Raw genomic sequence first — 16,689 nt, 5'->3', positions numbered from 1 at the left:
GTGCAATCAATGAGCGTCCACCCCCTCCGGCAGCACCACAGCGGACCAGCTCTTCCCCGGAACCAGATATTTGGCGGCAAGCGCCTGAAGCTGAGCGGGGGTCACCGACAGCATGTCCTTCGCCATGGTCTGCATGGCCTGCACATATTGCGGGTTCTGGGTCGCGCCTTCCATCTGGTTCATCCAGAAGGCATTGCCAGTGCTCGCCCGCATCAATAGCTGGCGCATTGGCGCGACGGCGCGCTGAAGCTCGTCATCGCTGACCGGATTTTTGGCGAGGTCAGCCGCCGTATCCTTAACGACGTCGTAGAAATAATTGATGCGGTCGGGACGCACCTGGCTGGTCACCAGAATATAGCCGCCGCTTTCATAGGAAAACGGCCAATTATTCTGCACGCTGGGCGAATAGGCCGCCCCTTCCGTCGATCGGAGGCGGTCGAACAAGCGATCATTGAAGATTTGCGTGAGGATTTCGAGCTGGCGCGCTTCCTTCGTGAGCGCAAAACCGCCTGCCGTTGGCCAGGCCATGACCGCCGCCGCTTGCTCCTTGTCGCCCTTGTGCCGCAGAATGACCGGCGTCGCGACATGGGCGGGGAAGCGCATCTGCTCGTTCGCGGGCGGAACCGGGACATCTGGCCTTGCGGGCATCGCGCCGAAGGTGGCTGCCACCGCCTCTATCGCCTCTTCGGGCTTCACCTGCCCAAAAATCTGCACTTCGATTGGGCCGGAAGCCAGCAGCGGTTCCCAAGTGGAGCGAAACGCCTGCGGGGTCAGCGCCTCTATCTCATTTCGTGAAGGGGTGCGAAACCGGACGTCCTTATCATGCAGCAACCAGTTGAGATCGCGTGCCAGCACCGAATCCGGCGCGCGCGCCATCGCATCATAGGCAACGGCGGTGCCTGTCTTCACCCGGGCGATCGGCGCAGGGTCCCACCCGGGAGCAGCCAGCTTGGTCGCGAAGAGCTGCAACTGATCCCGGTAATCAGCCGGGCGCGTGACGGCCTGCATTTCGAAGGCATCGTCATCGATGGAGAAATCCATTCCCATTCGACGGCCGTTGGTCAGGTCATCCAGCTCACGCTGACCCAGCTTGCCGATGCCACTGGCCACCAACGCATAATTGGCGGCCCAGCCCGGTGCCGCCTTCGTAGGCGAAAATGCCAGCTGTCCGTGACCGAAGCGGACGTTGATCCGCACCTTTTCCGTTTCAGCATTGTTGGCGAACAGGGTGAGTTTCACACCATTAGCGAAGGTCACGCTCTCCATGCCGGGCAATCCGACCTGCGTCCGCGACACCACTTTTCCGGGAGGACCAAGCTTAGGAAGGTCCGCCATCGTGATCGCCTTGTCCGCCAGCCGGGCGTTGGTGGCGGCCTTCACGGGCGCGGCAAGCGCAGCGGACAGGCGGGCGTCGATCCCCGGCACCGGCTTGCCCGTAATCAGGAGGGCTCGGAACACACCGGCAGAAAACAGGCGGCGCGAGGAGTCCAGTATCTTCTGCGGCGTCATCGCCGGTTTGCCGGATCGGAATATCTCCAGCGCAGCCTGAGGGCTGACGGTGGTTTCGCGAATATCGACGGCGCTTACCAGATCGCTCGCCTGCTTGGCTCCTGCTTCCGTGTCGGCGTTCTCGACCTGAATGGCGAGCGCCGTGTCGATCTGGGCATATTCCCGGTCAATTTCGAGCTGGCTCGGCGCGCTAGCCTTCGCGTCCTCGATAATCGCGCGGACATCGCCCAAGGCCTTTTCCCAATTCTCGCCGGTCGGGACCAGGGTGACGAAGGTCCCGTCGGCCGAGCGGCTGACATCCTGCTGATCGACGCTGGCCTGAATGAAGCTGCCGCCGCTGCGGGCCGCTTGTTCAAGGCGGCGGCTGATGATCTGCAACGCCAGCATGTCCGTCAGCTTGTCCTGATTATAGACGATGGTGTCGGCATGGGGCTTCCATGGACGGAGCCAGGCCATGGTCAGGCCCGTTGGCGCGCCGGGCTCAACGGCGACGCTGGTCGCAGGTGCTTTGGCATCCGGCTCACCGAAATCCGGGAGCGCAGCCCCCTGCCCCGGCACCGACCATGATGCGAAATTATCCTTGATGATCTGCTCGGCTACCGCGGGATCGATGTCGCCCGCTATCGAGATCACTGCATTTTCCGGGCGATACCAGCGCTGATGAAAGGCTTCCATCCGCGCGGCCGTGGCAGCATTGAGGCTGGCGACCGTGCCAATGGGACTACGCTCTGCCAGAAGCTGGCCAGCGAAGAAGTGGCGGCGACTTGCGTCGGAGATGCGCATTTGCGGCCCATCCCCTTCCCGCCGTTCGGCCAGCACGACCGCCCGCTCCGCTTCAACGGCACTGTCCACGATGTTGGGATCGACCATCATGCCCGCGAGAATTTTCATGCTCTCGCCGAGGCTGGCCGGTGTCGCCTGAGGAAGGTCGAGCGCATAGGTGGTGCCGGTGGGCGTCGTCTGCGCATTGCTGTCGCTGCCGAAGGTAACGCCCAGCCGCTGCCATATTCGTTTGGATTCGCCATCGGGCACATGGCGCGATCCGCGAAAGGTCAGATGCTCCATGAAGTGCGCAAAGCCCTGCTCATCGGGCTGCTCCATCAGGGCGCCCACATCCATGCGCAGGCGGACGGAAACCTGTCCCGGCGGAACGCCATTGCGGCGAACCGCATAGCGCAGGCCATTGGGCAAGGTGCCGAAGTGCCATGCCGGATCGATGGGCACGTCGCTATTTTCATAGAGCCACGGCCTGACCTGCGCCTGCGTATCGTTGGTCGCCGACGCCGACTTTGCCGGGGCCGGGCCAGTTCTGGCTGACAGGGAAGCAGGAACGCCCGAAAGCAGTAACGCAATGACGGACAGCGAAACGGCAGGACGCCGGAGGAAAAAGCTCATGGCGCCGTAGCCTAGAGCCAAAATTCTGAATGGCTACTGACAAAGAGCAACCATGTTTCACGAAGGAGGTCAGGATGGCGCCACCCGGCACCATCCTGCCTGAAAACTTAACGGCCGCCGGTCTTTTGCACAGCACCCTTGTGTGCGCCGACCCCGTTCCGGTTGCGACGGAAGTTCTTCTTCGCGGGCTTTGCTTCTCCGTCGGGGCGGTGAGCCCGTTCTGCGGTGCCGCGCTGTTGCTTCTGCTGGTCCTGATAGCGGCGCTGGCCATCGGCCCGACGCGTTTTCTGTTCCGGCGTTTGCTCGCGACCCTTGCGCTGGGGTGCGGGCTTCGGAAGATTGCGGACGGCTTCGGTGAAATTGTCTGGCAAGGGCACGATCTCGAGCTTCACCTTTGCGGTACGCTCGATCGCCTTGAGATAGGGCCGTTCATCATCAGCCACGAAACTGATCGCAATACCTTCCGCGCCTGCCCGCGCGGTGCGGCCAATGCGATGGACATATTGTTCGGGCACATTGGGAAGCTCGAAATTGATGACGTGGCTGACGCCAGACACGTCGATGCCGCGCGCAGCAATGTCGGTGGCGACGAGCAGCTTAACATGGCCGTGGCGGAACGCCTGGAGGGCTGTGGTCCGCTGCCCCTGACTTTTGTTGCCATGGATCGCGACGGCCTGAATGCCCGCGCCTTCCAGGAAACGGACGACGCGGTCGGCGCCGTGCTTGGTGCGGGTAAAGATCAGCGCACGATCGATCGGCTCGTTGCGAACCGTGAGAGTGAGGAGCGCCTGCTTTTCCGCCTGATTGACGAAGGTCGCCTGTTGCCGGACGCGCTCTGCCGTGGTGGACTGCGGCGCGACGCTGACCTTGACCGGGTTGTTCAGGAACTGGGCGGCCAGCGCCTCGATCTCACCCGGCATGGTGGCGGAGAAGAAGAGGTTTTGCCGTTCCTTGGGAAGCAGCTTCGCGATGCGCTTCAAGGGGTGGATGAAGCCCATGTCCATCATCTGGTCGGCTTCGTCGAGGACGAAGATTTCCGTGTCCTTGATGGTGAAGGCGCGCTGATCGATCAGGTCGAGGAGACGGCCCGGCGTGGCAACGACGATGTCGACACCCCGGCCGAGTGCGCGGATCTGGCGATTGATGGGGACGCCGCCGAAGACGACTTCGACTGACAGCTTCATGAAGCGGCCATAATCGCGGAAGCTCTGCGCGATCTGGGCGGCCAGTTCGCGGGTGGGGGAGAGAACCAGCATCCGGCAGCCCTGAAGCGGCGTCGGCTTGGGATTGCGGGCGAAATGGTCGAGGCTGGGCAGCGCGAAGGCAGCGGTCTTGCCGGTGCCGGTCTGGGCGATGCCGCACAGGTCCTTGCCCTGAAGCAGGACGGGAATTGCCTGCGTCTGGATGGGTGTGGGATTGGCGTAATTCTTGGCGGCGAGCGCCTTCAGGATGGGCTCGGCGAGACCAAGGTCGGTGAATTGCATGAATGAACTCTCGAATTAAAAAGGCTCAGGCGTCCATAGGTTGCGAATCGCAACTGGATGCAAAGCGGGTTGCGAAACGACCCGCGTGAATAGGGAAGCCTCAAAAGCTTGGCGCAGACTTTCATTGGCCGGCCCCGTCACCCCTCAAGGGTCGGGACGATCACGCTGCCAATCGCTGATGGGCCATGAAGGCCGCCCGCTGCGCTGCGGGCCATATGCTTTCATTCATGCAAAAAAGCAAGGGCTTCGCCGAAACGAAGCCCCCGTCGAGACATTAGAGCGAGATTTCCACATGCTTCCCGCGCATCTCATCGCGCACGTCGCCGCCGAACAATTGCTTGAAGACCCCGCCCAGCGACATGTCCGCGCGCCAGATTTCCGCATGGCCAAGGTCAAAGCGGAGCATGAGCAGATTGGGGTCTTGCCGCCCGCCGGGATACCAGGCCGCGACTTCATGGGTCCAGTAGCGGTCGATCACCGCCGGGTCGGTTTCCTCCACAAGAGTACCGTCGATGCAGGCGAACAGGTAATGCCCCTTCCCCGCAAACTGCGCCATGGCGGGGCCGCCCTTCGCCAGACGATTGTCCCGGGTGGTGTAGAACCAGAAGCAATGGTTGGCACCGGGGTCGAGCTGCGCCGTCATCGGCAGGCTATGTTCGTGCGATCCTTGTAAGCCGATCATCAGAAAAGGGCTCTGCGACAATTCTGTCCAGAAACGGTGGCGGATATCGGATTCGGTGCTCATCCTTCTGTCTCCTGCTCATGCTGATAGGAGTTTAATCGCCAGCATGTGGCGAAGTTCCCCAAAAGCCCGTCAGCACGCTTGATCTTGAGCAAGCTTCTCTCCACATAGCGGCCATGCTGATCGAGACCGAACCAACGCCAAATCCGGCAACCGTCAAGTTCATCCCCGGCCGGGTCGTCATGGGCATGGGTACGCGCGATTTCGCGACGCCCGAGGAAGCGGAAGCCTCTCCGCTCGCCGACGCCCTTTTTGGCCTTGGCGACGTCACCGGCGTGTTTTTCGGCGGCGACTTCATTTCCGTCACCATCGCGCCCGGCGCGCAGTGGAGCGATGTGAAGCCCGATATCCTGTCGATCCTGCTGGAGCATTTTTCGGCGAACATGCCGCTGTTCACCCCCGGATCGGCGGGCGAAATCTTTATCCCCGAAGAGGAGGAAGAGTTCACCGATGATCCCGCCGACGCGGAGATCGTTGCGCAGATCCGTGACCTTATCGACACGCGCGTGCGGCCCGCCGTCGCCAATGACGGCGGCGACATCGTTTATCGCGGCTTCGAGCGCGGAACGGTCTATCTGCGTATGCAGGGCGCCTGCTCCGGTTGCCCGTCCTCAAGCGCCACGTTGAAGAACGGGATCGAGCAACTGCTCAAACATTATGTCCCGGAAGTGACGGAAGTGCGCGCCGTCTGAAATAGCAGCGGCGGCGTTTGGCAAAACGATCGCGATCGACTAACCGCTTGCCACAGGCCGCCCGCTCCCACGCCGGTTTTCACAGGGGATTTTCTTGCGCACTCTCGTCATCGACACCGCTACGCAGGCGCTGTCCGTGGCGCTGCTGGAGGATGGCAGGACGATCGGCCATTTCCATGAGATAGTCGGCCGGGGCCATGCCGAAGCCCTGGTGCCCGCGATAGCCGCCCTGCCCGACGGCGGCCGGGCGAACGCGATTGCGGTCGACCTTGGCCCCGGAAGCTTCACCGGCGTGCGCATCGGCATAGCGGCGGCAAGGGCGCTTGCCCTCGCATGGTCGCTGCCTTTACATGGTTATTGCGCGCTGTCGTTGATCGCGGCCAAGGCGGCCCAAGGTCAGGACCAGCATCAGGATGACGGGCCGATAGCGGTCACCATCACCGGAGGGCATGGCGAACTGTTCTGGCAATGTTTTAAAGCCGATGGCCTGACCGCCATCAGCCCGCCCGCGTCGACCGCGATCGCGATGCTTGCCGCGATGCTGGACCAGCCGGTAATATATGGCACCGGCGCCGAAGCATTGGTGACAGCGCGCGGCCATGGCACGGCCATCAGCCTTTATCCCAATTCGGCCGATTATCCGTTGATCGCGGGGCTGCCATCGCTGCCCCCCTCCCCCATTTACTGCCGCGATGCCGACGCGCAGCCCATGATGCAGCCTACCCCGCAGCAGGGCCGTTCATGATCCCCGGCCTGACACTGGACATATATGAGGATGGCGAACGCAACGCGCTGGCCGACGCGATGGATGTCATGGCGGAGGCATTCGACCCCGCCTATGGCGAGGCATGGACGCTGCCACAGCTTTCCGGCGTCATGATGATGCCGGGCACATGGCTGACGATCGCGCGCGTGGATGCGGCGGCGATGGGTTTCGCACTGGTCCGGTCGGTGCTGGACGAATGCGAACTGCTGTTGCTGGCCGTCCATCCGGCATGGCGCGGACGGGGCATTGGCCGGGAACTGTTGATCGATAGTTTGAAGACGGCGCGACGGCGAGGCATCAAGTCGATGAATCTCGAAGTCCGTTCGTCAAATACAGCAATCAAACTATATGAAAAAGCTGGGTTCGAATATGTGCATAGGCGTCCCGGTTACTACCGGGGTGCCGACGGACAACTTCACGATGCCCTGAGCTTTCGTATAGAAATGCTGGGATAGACTGGATCGCCCTTGCTAAGCGGCGTATCCGGGTATAACGCCGACATACCGCTCCTGAAACGAATTCACCTGAGCGGGTCGCACTCAATTCAGCATTCGCGGGATAAAAGAAATGGAAATCGAATCAGCCCAGAGCGAGCTGCTCATTACTTTGACTTCGGACATTGTGGCAGCACATGTTTCTAACAACAGTGTCGCCGTGTCTGACGTTTCGACGCTTATCCAGAACGTTCACGCCGCCCTTTCTGGTCTGACCAAGCCCGCTGCTGCGCCGGAAGTAAAGCCGGAACCAGCGGTGTCGGTGCGTTCTTCGATCAAGCCCGACTATATTATCTGCCTGGAAGACGGCAAGAAGTTGAAGATGCTGAAGCGGCACCTGATGACCCATTATCAGATGACGCCGGACGATTATCGCGCGAAGTGGGGTCTGCCCGCCGACTATCCGATGGTCGCCCCCAACTATGCCGAACAGCGCCGTTCGCTGGCGAAGAAGATCGGCCTTGGGACGAAGCGCCGCCGCACTCGCGCGAAATAGGCAGCAATTGCGGGCGATCCGTGATGAGAGGGGCGCATTTGCCATGCGCCCCTTTTATAATGACGTTTATGCCGCTAGATTCCCGCTGATTATCCGACACACCTGAATGAGCGAGCCCGCATGAACCGCAAGATCGATGTAGAAGCCCTCTGCCATGAGAAGGGCCTGCGCATCACCGAACAGCGCCGCGTGATCGCTCAGGTGCTGAGTGACGCGGTGGACCATCCCGATGTGGAGGAACTGCACAAGCGGTCGTCCGCCATCGATCCGGGCATTTCAATCGCGACCGTGTACCGCACCGTCCGCCTGTTCGAAGAGGCGGGCATATTGGAGCGACACGACTTTGGCGATGGACGCGCCCGTTATGAGGCAGCGCCCGAAGCGCATCACGACCATCTGATCGATGTCGAGACCGGCAACGTCATTGAGTTCGTCGATCCGGAACTGGAGCAGTTGCAGAAGCAGATCGCCGAGAAGCTCGGCTTCCGCCTGGTCGACCATCGGATGGAATTGTACGGCGTATCGTTGGACCGCAAGAACTGACAGCCTTGCGGCGACTGCGCTATTTTTACCGGCTGGGCGCGCTTGCCGCATGCCTGTTCCTATGCCTGATCCCGCATCTGTTGTGGCGGGCCGTAGGAGCGCGATCGCCCTGGCCTCCCCGCTTTCTGGGAATGGCGGCAAGGGCCGTCGGTGCGCGGGTGCGGGTAGAAGGGCATCCCTTTCACGGCGACAGCTTCATCATCGCCAATCATGTCAGCTGGGTCGATATATTGGCGCTGGGCGGCGAAACCGGCGCTGCCTTCGTCGCGCATGACGGGATTGCGGGCTGGCCGATCGTCGGGTGGCTGGCGGCGCAGAATAATACCCTGTTCGTCGCGCGAAACCGGCGAGGTGCGCTTGGCGGACAGATCGAGGCGCTGCGCGCGGCGCTGGCGGGGCACCAGCCGGTTGCGCTGTTCCCAGAGGGTACGACCAGCGATGGGCAGGGCCTGCTGCCGTTCAAGCCGTCGCTGCTGGCGGTTCTGCTGCCGCCGCCGCGCGCGGTGATGATCCAGCCCGTGCACATCGACTATGGCGCGGCCACGGCGGAGATTGCGTGGCATAGCGACGAACCGGCGGGGCAGAATGTGCGGCGACTGCTGGAACGGCGCGGCAGGTTGAACGTCACGCTGCGTTTTCTGGAGCCGTTCGACCCCGCGCTTTACCCCGATCGCAAGCAGTTAGCGGCAGTGGCGCGCGAAAGGATCGCCGCGAGCATTGCGATGCACCTGCCGCCTTTCACTCCGGTCGTGGCCCCTGTATAGATGGACGGCATGAATCGTAACGACGCCCCAAAGACTCCAGCGACATTCCACGTCAAATCCTTCGGCTGCCAGATGAACGTCTATGATGGCGAGCGCATGGCCGAGATGCTGGGCGAACGGGGCATGACCGCAGCGGCCGATGGGGCTGAGGCGGATCTGGTGATCCTCAATACCTGCCACATTCGCGAAAAGGCGGTGGACAAGGTTTATTCCGACATTGGCCGCTTGAACCGCGGGGATGGGACGCGGCCGATGATCGCGGTCGCTGGCTGCGTTGCGCAGGCCGAAGGGAGCGAGATAAGTCGCCGGGCGAAGAGTGTCGATATCGTGGTGGGGCCGCAGGCTTATCACCGGCTGCCTGACCTGATCGAAAAGGCCGGGCGTGGCGAAGAGGCGGTCGATACCGACATGCCGCTGGCGTCCAAATTTGCTGCCCTTCCGGGGCGGACGAAGCAGGCGCGGCCGACCGCTTTCCTGACGATCATGGAAGGGTGCGATAAGTTCTGCACCTATTGCGTGGTGCCCTACACGCGTGGGGCGGAGATCAGCCGGACTTGGGGCGCGATCCTGGATGAAGCGAAGGCGCTGGTCGATGGCGGCGTGCGGGAGATCACGCTGCTCGGGCAGAATGTGAATGCCTGGGCTGGCGAGGATGACAAGGGCCGCATGCAGGGCATGGACGGGCTGGTGCGCGAGTTGGCGAAGATCGGCGGGCTGGCGCGTATCCGCTATACGACCAGCCATCCCAATGACATGAGCGATGGGTTGATCGCGGCGCATGGCGAAGAGGCGAAGCTGATGCCTTTCCTGCATCTGCCGGTGCAATCGGGGAATAACCGTATATTGAAGGCGATGAACCGTAGCCATAGCGTGGACAGCTATTTGCGGATCATTGAACGGGTGCGGCAGGCGCGGCCGGACATTGCGCTGTCGGGCGACTTCATCGTCGGCTTTCCGGGCGAGAGCGATGCGGAGTTCGAGGATACGTTGAAGATCGTCGAGCAGGTGCGTTATTCGCAATGCTATTCGTTCAAATACAGCCCCCGCCCCGGCACGCCTGCGGCGGACATGGGCGGGCAGATTCCTGCGGCAGTGATGGACGAGCGGCTGGCGCGGCTGCAGGCGGTGATCAACCGGCATCAGGTGGACTTCAACGCCGCCACGGTGGGCCGCACGACCGAGATATTGCTGGAGCGCAAGGGGCGCCATGCCGGGCAGTTGATCGGGAAGACGCCGTGGCTGCAATCTGTCCATGTCACAGCGCCAGAACTTTCCATCGGCGACATGGTCGAAGTGGATATCATCAGTGCCGGTCCGAACAGTCTGGCCGGCGAACTCAGCAGGAGGAAAGCCGCTTGAACCCAAAACCCGTCGTTCCCGCTTTTGCAGGAACCCATCTCCGAGCCTGTCCACCGGGATCGAAGACCAGGAGATGGATAACCGCCAGCGCGGTTGTGACGGATGGAAAGGGAGGCTGCTGAATGTCCAAGAAACCGAACCATAATCATCGCGTGGATGTTGCCGAACGTGCGCGGTTGGAAGTGACTTTCGAGAAGCCGCACCTACTGGGCGCGCTGTTCGGGCAATATGACCAGAATCTGGTGGCGATCGAGAACCGGTTGGGCGTCTATATCGCGGCGCGGGGCAACAAGTTGCAGATCGAGGGCGATGCTGAAGCGGCGGCGCGGGCACGGGACGTGATGACGGGGCTCTACAACCGGATCGTGGCTGGACAGGAAATCGACAGCGGCGCGGTGGAGGCGGTGATCGCGATGTCGGCCGAACCGATGCTGGATGGCATCATCCGCCATGACGTAGCCGAACCGCCCAAGGTGATGATCCGCACCCGCAAGAAGACGATCGTCCCGCGCTCCGCCACGCAGGTCACCTATATGGAGGCGCTGACCCGGAACGACATCATCTTCGCGCTGGGTCCGGCAGGCACGGGCAAGACCTATCTCGCCGTCGCGCAGGCGGTGAGTCAGCTGATCACGGGCAGCGTCGATCGGCTGATCCTGTCGCGGCCTGCGGTCGAGGCGGGCGAGCGGCTGGGATTTCTGCCGGGTGACATGAAGGAGAAGGTCGATCCCTATCTGCGGCCGATCTATGACGCGCTGTACGACACGCTGCCCGCCGAACAGGTGGAACGGCGGATTGCCAGCGGGGAGATCGAGATCGCGCCGCTGGCCTTCATGCGTGGGCGGACGCTCGCCAACGCGTTCATCGTGCTGGACGAGGCACAGAACACGACCATCGCGCAGATGAAGATGTTCCTGACCCGCTTTGGCGAGGGGAGCCGAATGGTGATCTGCGGCGATCCTCGTCAGGTCGACCTGCCGCAGCCGGGCATTTCGGGACTGGCTGACGCGGTGGCGCGGCTGGAGGGGGTCGAGGGCATATCGGTCGTGCCGTTCGGGATCGGCGACGTCGTGCGCCATCCGGTCGTCGGACGGATCGTGCAGGCTTATGAGGGGCCGGATGCTTAAGTGCGGAGCCTGTTTCTCGACTTCGCTCGAAACGAACGGAGCTTATTTGGATGATTGAAGTTGCGGTCCTTCATGATGAAGGCTGGCCGGGTGAGGATTGGGAGTTACTGGCGCAGCGGGCGGTTGTGGCGGCGATTACGCATAGCCCCTATGCGTCCTTTGCCGCAGACCAGGCGCTGTATGAGGTCGCGGTGAAGCTGACCAGCGATGAGGAGGTGCATCAGCTAAACCGCGCCTATCGGGACAAGGACAAGCCGACCAACGTCCTGTCTTTCCCGATGGTGCAATCCGACCTGCTGGAAGGGACTGGCAACACCGACGATGGCGAGGTGCTGCTGGGCGATATCGTGCTGGCGGAGGGCGTTTGCGCCAGCGAGGCGGCGGAAAAAGGCATAACGGTCGCCGAACATGCCACCCATCTGATCATCCATGGGACTTTCCATTTGCTGGGATATGATCATATGGAGGATGCCGAGGCAGAAGCGATGGAGGCGTTGGAGACGCAGTCGTTGCTGAGCCTTGGCATTTCCGATCCCTATGGGGATCGCCTGACAGGATAATAGGAAGAACAATGGCTGAAGGCAGTCCGAAGGACGGCAACGGTTCAAAGGAATCGGACAGTAGTAGTCACGAGGGCGGTTTATGGAGCGGCCTGAAGTCGCTGCTGTTTGGCGAGGAGGAGAGCCCCAGCCTGCGGCGCGAGCTGGAAGAGGCTCTCGACGATTATGATGAGGATGCGCAGGACGAAGGCGCGCCTGCTGCGGCCAAGGGCGACCTGTCAGCGATAGAGCGGCAGATGGTTCGCAACCTGCTGCATTTTTCCGAGCATACGGTCGATGACGTCGCGGTGCCGCGCGCCGACATCATCGCGATCGAGGAGCGGGCAAGCTTTGCCGAACTGGCGGCGCTGTTCGCCGAAGCGGGGCATAGCCGCATCCCGGTCTATCGCGAGACGCTGGATACGATCGTGGGCATGGTCCACATCCGCGACGCCTTTGCGATATTGGCGGGTAAGTCCCCCGTGCCGGATACGCTGGAGCCTCTGATCCGTCAGCCGCTTTATGTGCCCGAGAGCATGGGCGCGCTGGACCTGCTGGCGGAGATGCGTGCTAAACGCACCCATCTGGCGATTGTGCTGGACGAATATTCGGGGACAGAGGGCCTGCTGACCTTCGAGGATCTGGTCGAGGAGATCGTCGGCGATGTCGAGGATGAGCATGATGATGCGCCCGAGGCCCTGCTCGTTCCGCTGGAGGGCGGATTGTGGGAAGCGGACGCTCGCGCCGAACTGGAGGACGTCGCCAAGGAAATTGACGAGCGGTTGGCCGATGTCGAGGAAGATGTCGATACGCTGGGCGGGCTGGCCTTTGTCATCGCCGGGCGAGTGCCTGACGCCGGTGAAATATTGAATCACGAACAGAGCGGCTGGAAGCTGGAAATCGTGAGCAGCGATGGACGCCGGGTGACGCGGCTGCGGCTTCATCCTCCGGCTGAAAAAGAAGAAAATGACGACGAATGAAATGGGACGCCTGCGCAATGGTGGAGACGCGCGGGCAATGCTGGGGAAATGTTAAGAGCTGATCGTTAGGGTGCTGCCTGCTTTGTTGCTTCCGGTTGGGAGTGATTTGGTGAGGGTGTGAGTCCGACGAGTGTTGCGCTGCCCCCTCTCCCTGCCCTCTCCCCGAGGGGAGAGGGTTTTGTGGGTGGAGCGGCTTGTGCGGCACGAACGACTATCGATTTCTTCGGGGCGGGCGATGCTTTCGCCTATTGCCGTGCCGGTCACGGCGGTGGAGCGGTGGCTGCTGGCGCTGGTCTGCGCCGTCACATTGGCATTTGCGATCATCACGCCGCCCTTTCAGGCGCCGGACGAAAATCAGCATTATATGAAGGCCCAGCTGCTGGCGGATGGCCGGGTCATGACCGAGCAGCGGGGTGCGGCGATCGGGGCTGAGCTGCCACGATCGGCGTTGGAACTACACGGGATCGACTTTCCCACCGATGTTACGGGCAAGGCGCGGCGCTTTGATCGCGCGATGGTGGAGCGGGCGTGGAGGGCGGACGCAGGGCGGGCGGGTACGGCCTTTGCCGACTTCCCTAATGTCGCCAATTATGCGCCGACACTTTATGCGCCATCGGCCGCCGGTCTGCGGGCTGGAGAGGCGCTGGCCCTGCCGCGCATGGGCAGTTTCTATGTGGGGCGGTTGGTCAATGCCACGGCCGGACTGATATTGCTGGCGGTGGCATTCGGGCTGATGCCCTTTGGACGCGGGGCCTTGCTGGCGACGGCATTGTTGCCGACATTCTGTTATCAGACGGGGTCGCTCTCTCCCGACGCCGTCATCAACGGGATGGGCTTTGTGGGATTGGCGCTGTCCTTGCGCCTTGCCGCAATGGGTAGCAGTCCGGGCCGGTCGGCTGGCCTGATGATTACCGCGCCTCTGCTTGCGTTGGCGAAGGGGGTTTATCTGCCGCTGATGGCGGCGGGATTGCAATGGCCGCAGCATCGGCGGGACAGGCGGCCATGGCTGCTGCTGGGCGCGATGGCGCTGGGAGCGGCGGCTTTCATCGGCTGGATGAAAATGTCCGGCGGCAGTCAGGCGCTTTATCATATCGTATCGCGCAAGACGGGCGAGAATGTCATGACCGCGCCGCTTGGCGCGCAGTTGGCGGTCATCTTGGCCGATCCCGTCGCCTATGTTCGGACGTTGGCGTCCAGCATTATCGAGCGGTCGCCGGTTTATGCGTTGCAGCTTGTTGGGCGCTTCGGGTGGAATGCTATATTGTTACCGCTTGGCGCCTATCTGCTAGCGGCTGTGATGCTGGGGGTCGCGGTGTTGAGCGGATCGGGCGTCCGGGTCGGTGCGGGGCAGAGGCTGTGGTGGCTGGCTGTGGCGGGCGGCACTGCGCTGCTGATTGAGACGGCTATGTATCTGACGGGCACGCCATTGGGGGCGGATTATGTGCAGGGGACGCAGGGGCGCTATTTTCTGCCGCTGTTGCCTTTGGTGTTGCTGGCGATGATGCCGGAAGCCGGGTTGCGGGCGGCGCGAGGCGTCTTTGCCGGGTCGGCGGTGTTGTTGCTGATGATTGCGCTCGCCAGTGCCTATGACAGTTTCTGGGTGCATGGCTTCGTCACGGCGGACGGGATGCCGCCGCATGGGCAGCTAAGCGACGCTCTGATCCTGCCCTCGCCCCGTTGGTAGCCAGTAGCGGCAGAGGCATAGCCAGCCCAGGCCTTCGATCCAACCGGCAAGGACGTCGGTCGGCCAGTGGACGCCTAGCCAGACGCGGCTGGTGCCGATTAGGGCGATGATGAGGGCGGCGGCGAGGTAGGCTGGAGCGTACTGCCCTTCTCCTGGAATAAACCACCCCGTTCGGGCTGAGCCTGTCGAAGCCCTCTTCTTTCTAAAAGAGGAAGTAGAGCCCTTCGACAAGCTCAGGGCGGACGGTGAGGGTGGGGCGCCAAGTTCCAAACGTGTCAGCATGGCGAGCGCGCCGAACAGGATCATGGTCCCGGCGGAATGGCCGCTGGGGAAGCTGTAGCTATGTATTATGTCTAGATGCGGCAGGAGCTCGGGGCGCGGCGCCGCGAAAATCTGTTTGAGGCCGGTGTTGAGCAAGGTGCCACCGACCGTGACCAGCGCGAGCCATTGAGCGGCATAGCGCTGCCGCCGATAGAGCAGGCCGATCGCAACGGCGGCCATGATGAGTAATCGCCCGACCGTGTCGCCGATGATGGACGCAGCCATCATGACTGGCGTGATCCACGGGGCGCCCGCCCTGCCCGCTCCTGCTGCCTTCATCGCGGCGATGTTCAGCGGATCGAACCAGCCCGATCGCTGGAGCAACGCGATTGCCAGAACGGCGAGGAGCGCGAGGAGGAATATCCCCGCGCCCCTTTGCCATGAGCGGCGGTCAGATATGGAGCGCGCGTCCATAAGCGGCGAGCACGCTTTCGTGCATCGATTCCGAAATGGTCGGATGCGGGAAGACGGTGTGCATCAGTTCCGCTTCGGTCGTTTCCAGCGTCTTGCCGACCGTGAAGCCCTGAATCATTTCGGTGACTTCGGCGCCGACCATGTGTGCGCCCAGCAGTTCGCCGGTTTTGGCGTCGAACACGGTCTTGGTGAAGCCTTCCGCCTCGCCGAGCGCGATCGCCTTGCCATTGCCGATGAAAGGGAACATGCCGACCTTTACCTCATAGCCTGCCTCCTTCGCCTTGGCTTCGGTGAGGCCGACCGAGGCGATTTGGGGGTGGCAATAGGTGCAGCCGGGAATGTTGCGCGGGTCCATGGCGTGGGGGTGCTTGCCTGCGATGGCTTCGGCGGTGATGACGCCTTCATGGCTAGCCTTGTGCGCGAGCCATGGCGGGGCGGTTATGTCGCCGATTGCCCAGAGGCCTTCGATGTTGGTGCGGCACATCTCGTCGGTTTTCAGGAAGCCGCGATCGTCGACGGCGACGCCGAGTTCCTTTAGGCCGATATTTTCGGTGTTGGGGACGATGCCGATGGCGACGATCATATGGCTGAATTCGGCAGCGCTTTCCTTGCCTGCCTTGTCCTTCAGCTTGGCCTTGATGCCATTCGCGCCGACCTGAATATCGCTGACGCCAGCGCCGGTCAGGATGGTCATGCCCTGCTTCTTGAGCGCCTTTTCGAGGAAGGCGGAAACGTCCGCATCCTCGACTGGCACGACGCGGTCCATCATTTCGACCACGGTCACGTCAGCGCCCATATCGTTGTAGAAGCTCGCAAATTCTATGCCGATCGCGCCGGAGCCGATGACGAGCAGCTTGGTCGGCATTTCAGGCGGGGTCATGGCGTGGCGGTAGGTCCAGACGCGCTTGCCGTCAGCGGGGGTGCCGGGCAGGTCGCGGGCGCGGGCGCCGGTGGCGAGGATGATGTTCTTTGCGGTCAGTTCTTCGGTCTTGCCGTCCCTGGTGACGGAGAGCTTTCCTTTGCCGGTGAGCTTGCCGTCGCCCATGTGGACAGTGATCTTGTTCTTCTTCATCAGGTGCGTGACGCCCTGATTGAGTTGCTTGGCGACGCCGCGCGAGCGTTTGACGACGGCGGCGATGTCCGCGCTGATCTTCTCAGCGGCCAGGCCATAGTCGCCTGCATGCTGCATATAGTGGAAGATTTCCGCCGAGCGGAGCAGCGCCTTGGTCGGGATGCAGCCCCAGTTGAGGCAGATGCCGCCGAGATTTTCACGCTCGACAATGGCGGTCTTGAGGCCCAGCTGCGCTGCGCGGATCGCGGCCACATAGCCGCCAGGGCCGGAGCCCAGAACGATGACGTCGTAATTTTCAGCCATGGATT

General features: G+C 62.3%; 16 protein-coding genes. 11 read left to right on the top strand and 5 right to left on the bottom strand.

What is annotated here, in order from left to right; genetic code table 11:
* Positions 1-6 precede the first annotated feature (6 nt).
* From IZV00_RS04290 to IZV00_RS04280, 3 genes are all read right to left on the bottom strand, one after another.
* Positions 7-2,904 (bottom strand): M16 family metallopeptidase, encoded by a 2,898-nt coding sequence (locus IZV00_RS04290; protein ID WP_196225933.1) that lies wholly within the window; start codon positions 2,902-2,904, stop codon positions 7-9.
* Positions 2,905-3,011: 107 nt separating this feature from the next.
* Positions 3,012-4,388 carry a DEAD/DEAH box helicase gene (locus IZV00_RS04285; RefSeq protein WP_196225932.1) on the bottom strand — a complete coding sequence of 459 codons (1,377 nt, stop codon included), beginning with the start codon at positions 4,386-4,388 and terminating at the stop codon, positions 3,012-3,014.
* A gap of 274 nt (positions 4,389-4,662) precedes the next feature.
* The gene (locus IZV00_RS04280) at positions 4,663-5,133 is read right to left on the bottom strand and encodes a pyridoxamine 5'-phosphate oxidase family protein (RefSeq protein ID WP_196225931.1); all 471 of its coding nucleotides are present in this window, start codon (positions 5,131-5,133) and stop codon (positions 4,663-4,665) included.
* Between the two features lie 113 nt (positions 5,134-5,246).
* On the opposite strand from IZV00_RS04280, the gene IZV00_RS04275 reads away from it, so the two are divergent.
* The 11 genes from IZV00_RS04275 to IZV00_RS04225 all read left to right on the top strand — a co-directional run bounded on the left by IZV00_RS04275 (position 5,247) and on the right by IZV00_RS04225 (position 14,574).
* Positions 5,247-5,822: a NifU family protein gene (locus tag IZV00_RS04275; RefSeq protein WP_196225930.1), complete on the top strand. Its 576-nt coding sequence runs from the start codon at positions 5,247-5,249 to the stop codon at positions 5,820-5,822.
* A gap of 94 nt (positions 5,823-5,916) precedes the next feature.
* Positions 5,917-6,567, top strand: a complete 651-nt coding sequence (gene tsaB, locus IZV00_RS04270) for a tRNA (adenosine(37)-N6)-threonylcarbamoyltransferase complex dimerization subunit type 1 TsaB (RefSeq protein ID WP_196225929.1) — start codon at positions 5,917-5,919, stop codon at positions 6,565-6,567.
* Positions 6,564-7,043, top strand: coding sequence for a ribosomal protein S18-alanine N-acetyltransferase (gene rimI / locus IZV00_RS04265; protein ID WP_196225928.1), 480 nt, complete (start codon positions 6,564-6,566; stop codon positions 7,041-7,043). Before tsaB ends, rimI begins: the two co-directional genes overlap by 4 nt.
* A 112-nt stretch (positions 7,044-7,155) precedes the next feature.
* Positions 7,156-7,578, top strand: a complete 423-nt coding sequence (locus tag IZV00_RS04260) for a MucR family transcriptional regulator (protein WP_196225927.1) — start codon at positions 7,156-7,158, stop codon at positions 7,576-7,578.
* A 120-nt stretch (positions 7,579-7,698) separates the two neighbouring features.
* A complete protein-coding gene (locus IZV00_RS04255; protein WP_196225926.1) occupies positions 7,699-8,121 on the top strand; it encodes a Fur family transcriptional regulator in 423 nt (140 codons plus the stop codon).
* A 5-nt stretch (positions 8,122-8,126) separates the two neighbouring features.
* The gene (locus IZV00_RS04250; protein WP_443020061.1) at positions 8,127-8,885 is read left to right on the top strand and encodes a lysophospholipid acyltransferase family protein; all 759 of its coding nucleotides are present in this window, start codon (positions 8,127-8,129) and stop codon (positions 8,883-8,885) included.
* A gap of 9 nt (positions 8,886-8,894) precedes the next feature.
* The gene (gene miaB / locus IZV00_RS04245) at positions 8,895-10,244 is read left to right on the top strand and encodes a tRNA (N6-isopentenyl adenosine(37)-C2)-methylthiotransferase MiaB (protein WP_196225925.1); all 1,350 of its coding nucleotides are present in this window, start codon (positions 8,895-8,897) and stop codon (positions 10,242-10,244) included.
* Between the two features lie 122 nt (positions 10,245-10,366).
* Entirely contained in the window at positions 10,367-11,371 is a 1,005-nt protein-coding gene (locus IZV00_RS04240) for a PhoH family protein (RefSeq protein WP_196225924.1), read from the top strand.
* 50 nt (positions 11,372-11,421) lie between these two features.
* Positions 11,422-11,931 (top strand): rRNA maturation RNase YbeY, encoded by a 510-nt coding sequence (gene ybeY, locus IZV00_RS04235; protein WP_196225923.1) that lies wholly within the window; start codon positions 11,422-11,424, stop codon positions 11,929-11,931.
* Positions 11,932-11,942: 11 nt separating this feature from the next.
* On the top strand, positions 11,943-12,890 hold the full coding sequence (locus tag IZV00_RS04230) for a hemolysin family protein (RefSeq protein ID WP_196225922.1): 948 nt from the start codon (positions 11,943-11,945) through the stop codon (positions 12,888-12,890).
* A 235-nt stretch (positions 12,891-13,125) separates the two neighbouring features.
* Positions 13,126-14,574, top strand: coding sequence for a DUF2142 domain-containing protein (locus tag IZV00_RS04225; RefSeq protein WP_196225921.1), 1,449 nt, complete (start codon positions 13,126-13,128; stop codon positions 14,572-14,574).
* On the opposite strand, the gene IZV00_RS04220 is transcribed toward IZV00_RS04225, so the two are convergent.
* Complete coding sequence (locus tag IZV00_RS04220) at positions 14,536-15,309, bottom strand: phosphatase PAP2 family protein (protein ID WP_196225920.1); 774 nt, start codon at positions 15,307-15,309, stop codon at positions 14,536-14,538. The two genes, IZV00_RS04225 and IZV00_RS04220, sit on opposite strands and share 39 nt — an antisense overlap.
* Entirely contained in the window at positions 15,287-16,684 is a 1,398-nt protein-coding gene (gene lpdA / locus IZV00_RS04215) for a dihydrolipoyl dehydrogenase (protein ID WP_196225919.1), read from the bottom strand. Before lpdA ends, IZV00_RS04220 begins: the two co-directional genes overlap by 23 nt.
* Positions 16,685-16,689 lie beyond the last annotated feature (5 nt).

This window comes from Sphingobium sp. Cam5-1, from assembly GCF_015693305.1.
Classification (GTDB): domain Bacteria; phylum Pseudomonadota; class Alphaproteobacteria; order Sphingomonadales; family Sphingomonadaceae; genus Sphingobium.
Note: the sequence above shows the minus strand (reverse complement) of the source record. Positions and strands in the feature narration are given on the sequence as shown.

Coding starts and splice junctions, on each gene's coding strand:
- IZV00_RS04290 (WP_196225933.1), bottom strand. CDS start 2,904: ATGAGCTTTTTCCTCCGGCGTCCTGCCGTTTCGCTGTCCGTCATTGCG.
- IZV00_RS04285 (WP_196225932.1), bottom strand. CDS start 4,388: ATGCAATTCACCGACCTTGGTCTCGCCGAGCCCATCCTGAAGGCGCTC.
- IZV00_RS04280 (WP_196225931.1), bottom strand. CDS start 5,133: ATGAGCACCGAATCCGATATCCGCCACCGTTTCTGGACAGAATTGTCG.
- IZV00_RS04275 (WP_196225930.1), top strand. CDS start 5,247: ATGCTGATCGAGACCGAACCAACGCCAAATCCGGCAACCGTCAAGTTC.
- rimI (WP_196225928.1), top strand. CDS start 6,564: ATGATCCCCGGCCTGACACTGGACATATATGAGGATGGCGAACGCAAC.
- IZV00_RS04260 (WP_196225927.1), top strand. CDS start 7,156: ATGGAAATCGAATCAGCCCAGAGCGAGCTGCTCATTACTTTGACTTCG.
- IZV00_RS04255 (WP_196225926.1), top strand. CDS start 7,699: ATGAACCGCAAGATCGATGTAGAAGCCCTCTGCCATGAGAAGGGCCTG.
- miaB (WP_196225925.1), top strand. CDS start 8,895: ATGAATCGTAACGACGCCCCAAAGACTCCAGCGACATTCCACGTCAAA.
- IZV00_RS04240 (WP_196225924.1), top strand. CDS start 10,367: ATGTCCAAGAAACCGAACCATAATCATCGCGTGGATGTTGCCGAACGT.
- ybeY (WP_196225923.1), top strand. CDS start 11,422: ATGATTGAAGTTGCGGTCCTTCATGATGAAGGCTGGCCGGGTGAGGAT.
- IZV00_RS04230 (WP_196225922.1), top strand. CDS start 11,943: ATGGCTGAAGGCAGTCCGAAGGACGGCAACGGTTCAAAGGAATCGGAC.
- IZV00_RS04225 (WP_196225921.1), top strand. CDS start 13,126: ATGCTTTCGCCTATTGCCGTGCCGGTCACGGCGGTGGAGCGGTGGCTG.
- IZV00_RS04220 (WP_196225920.1), bottom strand. CDS start 15,309: ATGGACGCGCGCTCCATATCTGACCGCCGCTCATGGCAAAGGGGCGCG.
- lpdA (WP_196225919.1), bottom strand. CDS start 16,684: ATGGCTGAAAATTACGACGTCATCGTTCTGGGCTCCGGCCCTGGCGGC.